The organism is Bradyrhizobium sp. CAR08 (assembly GCF_052871955.1).
The window spans coordinates 377,920-387,860 of record NZ_JBIXJX010000005.1; the positions used below are offsets into that span (position 1 = coordinate 377,920).

Annotated in this window: 11 protein-coding genes; 4 read left to right on the plus strand and 7 right to left on the minus strand. The window is 65.5% G+C overall.

Annotation, left to right across the window (positions count from 1 at the left end):
- Positions 1-112: 112 nt before the first annotated feature.
- Positions 113-2,206, plus strand: a complete 2,094-nt coding sequence (locus tag ACIPUD_RS14185; RefSeq protein ID WP_446480860.1) for a pseudouridine synthase — start codon at positions 113-115, stop codon at positions 2,204-2,206.
- Positions 2,207-2,208: 2 nt separating this feature from the next.
- On the plus strand, positions 2,209-2,763 hold the full coding sequence (gene rsmD, locus ACIPUD_RS14190) for a 16S rRNA (guanine(966)-N(2))-methyltransferase RsmD (protein ID WP_446480861.1): 555 nt from the start codon (positions 2,209-2,211) through the stop codon (positions 2,761-2,763).
- 9 nt (positions 2,764-2,772) lie between these two features.
- On the opposite strand, the gene mutL is transcribed toward rsmD, so the two are convergent.
- The gene (gene mutL / locus ACIPUD_RS14195; RefSeq protein ID WP_446480862.1) at positions 2,773-4,584 is read right to left on the minus strand and encodes a DNA mismatch repair endonuclease MutL; all 1,812 of its coding nucleotides are present in this window, start codon (positions 4,582-4,584) and stop codon (positions 2,773-2,775) included.
- 264 nt (positions 4,585-4,848) lie between these two features.
- Between mutL and ACIPUD_RS14200 the strand changes: the two genes are divergently transcribed.
- Positions 4,849-5,166: a ribbon-helix-helix domain-containing protein gene (locus tag ACIPUD_RS14200; protein WP_018453472.1), complete on the plus strand. Its 318-nt coding sequence runs from the start codon at positions 4,849-4,851 to the stop codon at positions 5,164-5,166.
- Positions 5,167-5,313: 147 nt separating this feature from the next.
- Here the strand turns inward: ACIPUD_RS14200 and ACIPUD_RS14205 are convergent, their stop codons facing one another.
- From ACIPUD_RS14205 to ACIPUD_RS14220, 4 genes are read right to left on the minus strand one after another with little or no spacing between them, the layout of a single operon-like run.
- Positions 5,314-6,882, minus strand: coding sequence for a GMC family oxidoreductase (locus tag ACIPUD_RS14205; RefSeq protein WP_085350087.1), 1,569 nt, complete (start codon positions 6,880-6,882; stop codon positions 5,314-5,316).
- Positions 6,883-6,911: 29 nt separating this feature from the next.
- A complete protein-coding gene (locus ACIPUD_RS14210; protein WP_446480863.1) occupies positions 6,912-7,460 on the minus strand; it encodes a gluconate 2-dehydrogenase subunit 3 family protein in 549 nt (182 codons plus the stop codon).
- Between the two features lie 38 nt (positions 7,461-7,498).
- Positions 7,499-7,894: a VOC family protein gene (locus ACIPUD_RS14215; RefSeq protein ID WP_018453475.1), complete on the minus strand. Its 396-nt coding sequence runs from the start codon at positions 7,892-7,894 to the stop codon at positions 7,499-7,501.
- Positions 7,895-8,281 (minus strand): c-type cytochrome, encoded by a 387-nt coding sequence (locus ACIPUD_RS14220; protein ID WP_018453476.1) that lies wholly within the window; start codon positions 8,279-8,281, stop codon positions 7,895-7,897. It abuts the gene before it with no gap.
- Positions 8,282-8,586: 305 nt separating this feature from the next.
- Here ACIPUD_RS14220 and ACIPUD_RS14225 point away from each other — a divergent pair, with 305 nt between their 5' ends.
- The gene (locus ACIPUD_RS14225; RefSeq protein WP_368507061.1) at positions 8,587-8,895 is read left to right on the plus strand and encodes a hypothetical protein; all 309 of its coding nucleotides are present in this window, start codon (positions 8,587-8,589) and stop codon (positions 8,893-8,895) included.
- 62 nt (positions 8,896-8,957) lie between these two features.
- On the opposite strand, the gene arfB is transcribed toward ACIPUD_RS14225, so the two are convergent.
- Positions 8,958-9,374 carry an alternative ribosome rescue aminoacyl-tRNA hydrolase ArfB gene (gene arfB / locus ACIPUD_RS14230; protein ID WP_027520399.1) on the minus strand — a complete coding sequence of 139 codons (417 nt, stop codon included), beginning with the start codon at positions 9,372-9,374 and terminating at the stop codon, positions 8,958-8,960.
- Positions 9,375-9,486: 112 nt separating this feature from the next.
- Positions 9,487-9,941 (minus strand): M16 family metallopeptidase (locus tag ACIPUD_RS14235; RefSeq protein WP_446480864.1); only part of this gene is annotated, 455 nt, incomplete at its 5' end.

Genomic DNA, 9,941 nt, shown 5'->3' on the forward strand with positions numbered 1-9,941 from the left:
ACCTGCTAGTAGCTGCGCCTTCAGCAGAAGTGCTTGACCGAATTTGCCTGAGCATGCGGCTCGAGACGAGCGCGCACAATGCTTTCTGGCCATCCCCTGAGTGAGATTATTCATGCCTCGCGACAGCGACAAAGACAACGATTCCCGCGGCCGGCGTGATCGCGGCCCGGCCAAGGGCGGCCCCGCCAAGGGCCGCTCCGGCAAGCCACGCGGACCCGACAAGAAGTTCGCCAAGCGCGGCCCTCCCGGGGACAAAGGCGACGCCCGCCCGCCCCGCGGCGACCGCGACAGCCGTCCATCATTCCGCCGCCGCGAGGAGGGCGATGCCCCGCGCCGCGACTTCAGCGACCGCCCGAAGTTCAATCGCCAAGACCGGCCGCGTGAAGACCGGCCGCGCGGCGAGGATCGTGGCGAGCGCAGCTTCAAGCCGCGTGGCGATCGTCCCTTCAAGCCGCGTGAAGACCGTCCGTTTTCCGATCGTCCGTCGCGCGACGGCGAGAAGCGCCCGTTCAAGCCCCGTGGTGACCGCCCATTTTCTGATCGCCCCTCGCGCGATGGCGACAAGCGGCCGTTCAAGCCGCGCGGTGATCGCCCGTCCTATGGGCGTGATGACCGTCCGCCGCGCAGGGATCGCGACGATTCCCGTCCGGCCGGCCGAACCGGTGACGCGAAGTTTGGCGACAAGCGACCTTATGCGCCGCGTGGCGACCGTCCGGAACGCAAGTTCGACGGCGAGCGGAAGTTTTCGCGCGGCGCACCGGACCGCAATCGCAGCGAGCGCAGCGATTCAAAACCCTGGCAGAAGCGCGATGCGGCGCCTCGCGGCGACCGGCCGCCGCGCAAGGACTTCAGCAAGGGTCCGCGCAAGGATTTTGGCGGCAGCGACCGCGGTGGGGACAAGCCCTGGCAGAAGCGCGACGATCGTCCATCGGGTGATCGTCCGTTCCGCGAGCGCCCCAAATTCGATCGTCCTCGCGATGATCGTCCGAGGTTCGATCGCGGCGGCGATCGCCCGAAATTCGATCGTCCGCGCGAGCGTTCCGAGGGCCGTTCCGACTGGCACGAGCATCCCCGCAGCGAAGCGCGTTCCGGCGATCGTCCACGCCGCGAAAACGAGGACGAGAGCAGGATCTTCGAGAAGCGTCCGGCCTTCGGCGGTCGCGGCGCCTATCGCGAGCGCGATCGTGATTCCGAGCGGCGGCCGCGCCGCGAGGAAGAGACCAAGCCGAAGAAGGCCGGCGAGCGTATCGCCAAGGTGCTGTCGCGCGCGGGCCTCGCCTCGCGCCGCGATGCCGAGGAGATGGTCACGCAGGGCCGCGTCAGCGTCAACGGCCGTGTCATCAATTCGCCGGCGCTCGACATCACCTCGAACGATGTCGTCACTGTCGACGGCAAGCCGATGCCGGAGCGTGAGCGCACGCGGCTGTTCCTCTATCACAAGCCCCGCGGCCTCATGACGACGCATGACGATCCCGAGGGCCGTCCGACCGTGTTCGACAATCTGCCCGAAGGTCTGCCGCGGCTGATCAGCGTCGGCCGGCTCGACTTCAACACCGAGGGCCTGCTGCTGCTCACCAATGATGGCGGGCTCGCGCGCACGCTCGAGCTGCCGGACACCGGCTGGCTGCGCCGCTACCGTGTCCGCGCCCATGGCGACGTCACGCAGGCGCAGCTCGACGAGCTGAAGAACGGCATCGAGATCGAGGGCATCAAATACGGTCCGATCGACGCCACGCTGGAGCGTGACCAGGGCGCGAATGTCTGGCTGGTTTTCGCGATCCGCGAGGGCAAGAACCGCGAAGTACGCAACGTCTGCGCTCATCTCGGGCTCGAGGTGAACCGGCTGATCCGGGTCTCCTACGGCCCGTTCCAGCTCGGCGAGGTCCCCGAGGGCCAGGTCGAGGAGATCAAGTCCCGCGTGCTGCGCGACCAGCTCGGCGAAAAGATCATCGAGAAATCGGGTGCGCAGTTCGACGTGCCGCAGAAATCTGCCTCGCATGAGGGCGACGACGTGCCGCGCGAGAAGAAGCCGGCGACCAAGCGCGGCGTGATCAACGACCGCAAGGGCCGCCGCGTGCTGGTGCAACGCACCGGCAGCGAGGAAGCGCGCGAGCGCAACGAGGCTGAGGCGAGCGGCTACGGCCCGCCGCGCCGTCCCAAGCGCGGCTATCACGGCAAGCGCGATCTGGCGCCGAAGGAGGACTGACGTTGCGCGTCGTCGGCGGTCGATTGAAGGGGCGCAATCTGGCCTCACCGTCCTCGCGCGACATCCGCCCCACGGCGGACCGCCTGCGTGAGTCCGTGTTCAACATCCTCGTGCACGCCTATGACGATCCGATTGCGGATGTGCGCGTGCTCGATCTCTTCGCCGGCACCGGTGCGCTGGGAATCGAAGCGTCTTCACGCGGCGCGAAGTTCACGCTGTTCGTCGACAACGGCGCGGAAGCGCGCGCCCTGCTGCGGAATAATGTCGAGACGCTGGGCCTGGGTGGCGTGACAAAAGTCTATCGCCGTGATGCCACCGATCTCGGCCCTGCGCATCCGGTCGAGCCGTTCTCGCTGGTGTTCCTCGATCCGCCCTATGGCAAGGGGTTTGCGGAGAAGGCGCTTGCGAGCTTGCGCGACGGCGGCTGGCTCACGCCGGGCGCGCTGCTCGTGGTGGAAGAGGCAAAGGCTGCGCAGTTCGTCACGCCGGAAGGCTTCGAGGAATTGGAGCGGCGCGCTTATGACGACACGGAGTTCGTGTTTTTGAAGCGGCCGTAACTTCGAACATTACCTTCGCCCGAACAGCTTCTCGACATCCGACAGCTTCAGCTCGACATAGGTGGGGCGGCCGTGATTGCACTGGCCGGAGTTCGGGGTCTCCTCCATCTCGCGGAGCAGGGCGTTCATCTCCTCCGGCCGCAGCCTTCGGCCGGCGCGCACCGAGCCGTGGCAGGCCATGGTGGCGGCGACGTGCATCAGGCGGCGCTCCAGCGGCAGCGCCTCGTCCCACTCGGCCATGTGCTCGGAAAGATCGCGCAAGAGCCCGCCCGCGTTGGTCTTGCCGAGCAGGGACGGCGTCTCGCGCACCGCGACTGCGCCAGGGCCGAAGGATTCGATCGCAAGGCCGAACGACGCCAGCTCCTCACTGCGATCGAGCAGGCGCTCCACCGTGGCCTCGTCCATCTCGACGATCTCGGGGATCAGCAGGATCTGCCGCTGCACGCCGTTCTCCGCCAGCGAGGCCTTCAGCCGCTCGTAGACGATGCGTTCATGCGCGGCGTGCTGGTCGACGATGATCAGGCCGTCGCGGGTCTGCGAGACGATATAGGTCTCGTGGATCTGGGTGCGCGCAGCGCCGAGCGGGCGGTCAACCAGGTCACTGACCGGCTGGGATTCGATCCGCACGTCCGCGCTGGGTGCGCCGACATCGAACGCGGCCTGTGCGCGCTCGGCGAAGGCCGGCACGGCGGCACCGTCGAATGACGGCATCGGCGCGACCGGGGCGGATGGCGACTGGCGCCAGTCCCAGCTTGCCGGGCGCGGCGTGAATGCGGGGCGGAACGAGGACAGCGCGCTTTCGCCGCTGTTGGCGGCGGTGCGCCGGCCCTCCCGCGCAAGCCCGTCCTTCAATCCGTGCACGATCAGCGCGCGGACGAGGCCGGCGTTGCGAAACCGCACCTCGGTCTTGGCCGGATGCACGTTGGCGTCGACCTCGCGCGGATCGAGCGTGACAAACAGCGCCAGCACCGGATGGCGGTCGCGCGGCAGATAGTCGGCATAGGCCCCGCGGACTGCCCCTAGGATCAGCTTGTCGCGCACCGGGCGGCCGTTGACGAAGAGATATTGCCCGAGCGCGTTGGCTTTGGTCAGCGCCGGCGCTGCGGCATAGCCGGCGACCACCACGCCCTCGCGCTCGGCATGGACCTCGATGGCATGGCTGCGGAACTCCGCCCCCAGAATGTCGCCGAGACGGGTCAGGCGACCGGCGACGCCGGGCAGCGCCGCAGTCCAGGTCACCGGCGCGCGCTCTTCGCCCGCGAGCGTGAAAGCGATTTCGGGTCGCGCCATCGCGAGGCGCCGCACCACCTCACGGATCGCTTCCGCCTCGGTCCGGTCGGTCTTCAAGAACTTCAGCCGCGCCGGCGTCGCGTAGAAGAGGTCGTTGACCTCGACCCGCGTGCCGTGGGCCAGCGCCGCCGGCATGATCTCGGATTTCTCGCCGCCCTCGACATTGAGCGCCCAGGCGTGCGGCTCGCTGGCATGCCGCGTGGTGATGGCAAGCCGCGCCACGGAGCCGATCGAGGGCAGCGCCTCGCCGCGGAATCCGAGCGTGCGGATCTGCAGCAAGTCCTCGTCGTCGAGCTTGGAGGTGGCGTGACGCTCGACCGCCAGCGACAGGTCCCTGGCGGTCATGCCGCCGCCGTCGTCGGTGATGCCGATCCGCCGGCGTCCGCCGCCATCGGTAAAGACGTCGATCCGGCTCGCGCCGGCGTCGATGGCGTTCTCGACCAGTTCCTTGACCACGCTCGCGGGACGCTCGACCACTTCGCCGGCGGCGATGCGGTTGACGACCTGTTCGGGTAATTGGCGGACGGGCATGAAACTCGATTTTCGGCTTTGATCTTGGGCTTCGATCTGGATTCGCGGAGAACGCCATTCTAGGCCGTGTTGCGTCAAAAGCTTGTGTTGGGCAACAGGAACGTGGCGGGCTGGGGAAAAGGGCTATCTATCGCATTGATGGGATTGGACGTTCGAGAAAATCGCGCAACCGGGATGGATCGATCTCCGGCTGCCGTCCCGATTGTGGGGTACCGGGCTGCGGTGTAGCATCGCGAAAAAATGGCAACAGGACGGGAGGACACCATGTGCCATCTCTTCGCGCATCAGCCCCAAGGCGACTACGAATCCCAGACCCGCTCGTTGCGGATCGGTGGGCATTGCACCTCGATCCGGCTGGAAATGGCATTCTGGGACACGCTGGAGGAGATCGCGGCCAAGGAGAACATGAGCGTCGGCAAGTTCCTGACGACGCTCTACACCGAGGTGCTCGACCATCACGGCGAGGTCAACAATTTCGCTTCGTTGCTGCGCTGCTCCTGCCTGATCTACCGCTCCAAGACGGCAGCGCCGGTGCAGGCGTTCAAGACGACGGTTGCGCCCATCCTCGATGCAGCGGAATAGCCCTGATGTCGTCCTGGCGAAGGCCAGGACCCATACCGCGGAATCCATCAGCGATGGGCGGTATGAGTCCCGAACAACAAGCCTTCGCCGAACTCCTTCCCGGGGCAATGGGTCCTGGCTTTCGCCAGGACGACGAACGAGATTGGATCAAATTTCCTTCTTCTGCATCGCACCCGCAATGTAATCCGCCTGCCGGATCGCCAGCGAGACGATGGTCAGCGTCGGATTGCAGGCTGCGCCGCTGGTGAACTGGCTGCCGTCGGAGACGAACAGGTTCTTGACGTCGTGGCTTTGCCCGAACTTGTTGACCACACCATCCCTGGGCTTCTCGCTCATCCGGTTGGTGCCGAGATTGTGCGTGCTCGGATAGGGCGGTGTCGGATAGCTCACGGTGGCGCCGACGGCGTCGTAGACCGCAGCGCCCTGCTTGTAGGCGTGCGCGCGCATCGCGAGATCGTTGGGATGATCGTCGAAGTGCACGCTTGCGACCGGCTGGCCGAACTTGTCCTTCACGACAGGATCGAGCGTGATGCGGTTGGTTTCCTGCGCCATGTCCTCGCCGACCAGCCACATCCCGGCCATCCTGGGATAACCGTCGAGCGCGGCGGTGAACGGACGTCCCCAGGCGCCGGGGTTGAGGAACGCCGCCATGAAGGGCAGTCCGAGCGACAGCGTCTCCATCTCGTAGCCGCCGACGAAGCCGCGCTTCGGATTGTTGGCGGCCTCGTCGCGGATGATGCCGGCCATGGTGGTGCCGCGATACATGTGCACCGACTTCTCGAACACGGCATAGACGCTACCGGTCATGTGGCGCATGTAATTGCGGCCGACCTGACCGCTTGAGTTGCCGAGGCCGTCGGGGAACATCGTGGATGCGCTGTTCAACAGCAGCCGTGGGCTTTCAATCGAATTGCCGGCGACCGCAACGATGCGTGCCTTCTGGCGCTGCATTGCACCGCTCTCGTCGGCGTAAACCACGCCGGTGACTTTGCCGGCGGCATCGTGCTCGATCTTGACCGCCATGCTGGCGGGGCGAACCTCGAGATTGCCGGTCGCCTCGCCCTTGGGTATCTCGGTGTAGAGCGTCGACCATTTCGCGCCGGACTTGCAGCCCTGGAAGCAGAAGCCGATCTGCTGACAGGCGCCGCGTCCGTCGCGCGGCTGGCTGTTGATCGCCATGTTGCCGGTGTGCACCGTCTTGTAGCCGAGCTTCTTTGCGCCGGCCTCCATCACTCTGAAGTTATTGTTGCCGGGAAGTCCGGGAATGCCGTTGGTGCGGGTCACGCCCATCTTGTTCTCGGCCTTGGCGTACCACGGCTCCATCTCCGCGAGCGTGACCGGCCAGTCCAGCAGGTTGGCGCCGGGAATGTTGCCGTAGGTGCTCTTCACCTTGAACTCGTGCTCGTCGAACCGCAGCGACGCGCCAGCCCAGTGTGTGGTCGAGCCGCCGACCGCCTTGACGATCCAGGCGGGAAGACCCGAGAAGTCTTTTGCGACGCGCCATGATCCCGATGTGGTGCGCGCATCGGTCCAGGCGAGCTGCGAGAAACTCTCCCACTCGTCATTGACGAAGTCCTGATTCTCGATGCGGGGACCTGCTTCGAGAATCACGACCTTGACGCCCTTCTGTGCGAGCTCGTTGCCCAGCGTGCCGCCGCCGGCACCGGAGCCGACGATCACCACAACGCTGGAGTCGTTCAGATCGAATTTTGCCATATGCGTTCTCCTGAACCGTTGGGTGAGCCTTAAGCCTTCGGCAGCCAGTCGATGTCGGCGAAGCCGCGGTTGATGTAGCCGCCGTGTTCGGCGGAGGAGCCCTCGTAGCCGAACCGCGGCCAGACCTCTTTCTGGTTGTAGAGAGAGACGACGAGGTCGCCGCGCACCTTCTGGAAGAAGTCGCTCTGCTCGATCTCCTTCAAAAGCACCATGCGGTCGGCTTCCCAGGGCACTTCGACATAGGGCGCCTTGTGGCGATCACGCGCGTTCTGATCGAGCCTGGTGATGCCGTCGCTGATTAGCGCCTTGACGGCGGGGTCCTTGGCGGCCTTTCCGTCCCACGGCTTGATCGCGGTGATGTAGTAGCTGTCGCCGAGGACGTCGTGTGGATAGATATCGCGCGCGACTTTCAGCAGCGTCTTCATCGTCGCGGGCGAAAGCGCGCTTGCCTCGTCGGCCCAGGCGCCCTCGATGCTGACGGCGATGCTGGTCGCGACTGCCGCGACCGGCACGGCGGCCGCGGCGCCCTTGAGAAAGATGCGGCGGCTGTGCCTGCTTCGACGATCGACTTCTCTCATGGCATTCCTCCTTTTATGATTTTGATTTTGTGGTTCGATCAGTTGAAACGTCCGCCGCGCTGGATCACCTCGATCTTGTAGCCGTCGGGATCGCTGACGAAGAAGAAGCGCGCCAGCGTTTTGCCGTCGTGTTTGAAGTCGCGCAGCGGACCCGGTGCGAGCTTCTCACGCTCGAAGCGGGCATGTTCGGCATCGAGATCCTCGACCACCACGGCGAGATGTCCGTAGCCGTCGCCGAGCGCATACGACTCCTTGCGATCGAAATTGACCGTCAGCTCCAACTCGAAGGGTGAGGAGGGGTGACGCAGATAGATCAGGGCAAAGTCTGCGAACTTCAGACGGTCGGTGACTTCCAGGCCAAAGGCCCGTCTGTAGAAGTCGAGCGAGCGCGCCTCGTCGAGTGCGCGGATCATGGAATGGACCGGCTTTGCCACTCAGTTCTGCTCCTTAAGAAAGGCGATGATGGCGGCGCGCGTCTCCGGCTTCGCCTGCCGGTAGACCATGACCACGCCGGGAATCACGGCTTGCGGATTGGTCAGCCATGCGTCGAGCTTCGTCTCGTCCCAGGCGAAGGCTGCTTTTGCGAGGGGCTCTGAATAGTGAAAGCCTTCGACCTTGCCGGCGGGCCGCCCGACGATCCCGACCAGCGGCGGACCCTGCCGCACCGGTTCTGACAGGTTCGTGGTGTGGCACACCGCGCATTGCTGCTTGAACAGTGTTGCGCCATCCGGCGGCTTTGCAGCCGGCAAGGGCATCTGCGCCTCGGCCACCCGCACCACCAGCACCACCGCGGTGCACAATCCCAGCACGATCGCGCGCATCGTCAAAAGTCCGCCCGTCGACGTCAATTCAGCGTGCGCAAACTCTAGGCGCGGCAAAACATGCGGTGGTAGTAGCGGGCTGTTTCGCTGCGTGCGGAGGTGCACGCGGGTGCGTTGTTCCGCGCTGCCGTATATGCGGAGGACAATTCCGCGAAACCGCCGTCAAATCCCTAAACGATCACCACACGAGACAGGTTGCATTGCGGTCGCGCCGTTCGAGCTCGTAACGCGATGGACTGGTTCGGCTCAGACGGACGGCGCATCAAGCCGCCGAACCGATCATCGCGAAAATCCAGGAGAAATGGATGAAGTTGGTGAAGACCTCCGCAATCGCATGCGCCGTCTCGGCTCTCATTGTGACACCGGTTCTCGCGCAAGGTACGTCGTCTGGCGCGAGGCCTAGCGGCACCGTGCAAAGCAAACCCATGCAAGGCAGCACAATGGGCAGCGGCGACGAGGAGATGAGCGCCCAGCCGGGCGCGGCGGGCGAGACGACGGGCATGAAGCCGACGAAGGGCACCAGGGGCACGGTTGGCACCACGGGCAGTGCTGCACACAAAGGGACCGCCGACGATTCCGCGACGGGCGGTGCAGCCACGGGCAAGCGCTACTAGCCAACGGAGTGAGACGGCAGAACTCCGGTCGCCCTGCGGCCGGAGTTCTTTTGCAGTCTCTGCTAGTCGTCGAAACCGCGCCCGCGCTTCGACTTGATGTCGCTGCGGCGCTTCTTGCCCTCGAGCCGGCGCTGCTTGGAGCCAAAGGTCGGCTTGGTCGCGCGCCGCGGCTTCGGCCGGATCATGGCTTCGCCGAGCATCTCCGTAAGCCGGTCGATGGCGTCCTGGCGGTTGCGCTCCTGGGTGCGGAAGCGTTGGGCCTGGATCACGATGACGCCGTCCTTGGTCATGCGTTGCCCTGCGAGCCGGGCAAGGCGCAGCGCGGCATCCTCCGGCAGCGTCAGTTTGCGGGTGTCGAAGCGCAATTGCGCCGAGGTCGCGACCTTGTTGACGTTCTGCCCGCCCGGGCCGGAGGCGCGGACAAAGCCGATCTCGATGTCGTCCTCGTCGATGACGAGATCGCGGGATATCCGCAGCATGATGGCACCATTCGTGATGCCCGGACATATCCCGGACGCCTAGGATCGGCAATGGCGCCCAAATGCAAATGGCCGGGCGAGCCCGGCCATTTCAGGAAGCGTATGGAAGACGTCAGTTCGACTTCGTCACCGGTGCGGCTGCCGGTTGCGCCGCGGCCTGCGGAGCGCGGCCGACGACGACGGTCAGGAGGCCCTGGCCCCAGAGGCGCCTTGCGGCCGCCTTGGCGTCGTCCATGGTGACCGCATCCACGACGGCGTTGCGCTTCTCGATATAGTCGATCGGCAGCTTGTCCTGCTGATATTGCAGCAGCGCCTGCGCGAGCTTCGAGGAGGTGTCGAGCGCCAGCATCTGCGAGCCCTTGAGGTAGGATTTGGCCTCGTCGAGCTCCTTCTGCGTCGGGCCTTCCTCGGCGATCCGGCGCACCTCCTTGTCGATGGCATCGATGGTGTCGCCGGCACGGTCGGCGCGGGTGCCGGTATTGCCGATGAAAACCGCCGAATGCTCCATCCAAAGCAGCGATTCGAACACCGAATAGGCGAGCCCGCGCTTCTCGCGCACCTCGCGAT

Bases quoted from the DNA above. Each gene is read 5' to 3' on its own strand.
- ACIPUD_RS14185 (WP_446480860.1), top strand. From the start codon at position 113: ATGCCTCGCGACAGCGACAAAGACAACGATTCCCGCGGCCGGCGTGAT.
- mutL (WP_446480862.1), bottom strand. From the start codon at position 4,584: ATGCCCGTCCGCCAATTACCCGAACAGGTCGTCAACCGCATCGCCGCC.
- ACIPUD_RS14200 (WP_018453472.1), top strand. From the start codon at position 4,849: ATGTGCCATCTCTTCGCGCATCAGCCCCAAGGCGACTACGAATCCCAG.
- ACIPUD_RS14205 (WP_085350087.1), bottom strand. From the start codon at position 6,882: ATGGCAAAATTCGATCTGAACGACTCCAGCGTTGTGGTGATCGTCGGC.
- ACIPUD_RS14210 (WP_446480863.1), bottom strand. From the start codon at position 7,460: ATGAGAGAAGTCGATCGTCGAAGCAGGCACAGCCGCCGCATCTTTCTC.
- ACIPUD_RS14220 (WP_018453476.1), bottom strand. From the start codon at position 8,281: ATGCGCGCGATCGTGCTGGGATTGTGCACCGCGGTGGTGCTGGTGGTG.
- ACIPUD_RS14225 (WP_368507061.1), top strand. From the start codon at position 8,587: ATGAAGTTGGTGAAGACCTCCGCAATCGCATGCGCCGTCTCGGCTCTC.
- arfB (WP_027520399.1), bottom strand. From the start codon at position 9,374: ATGCTGCGGATATCCCGCGATCTCGTCATCGACGAGGACGACATCGAG.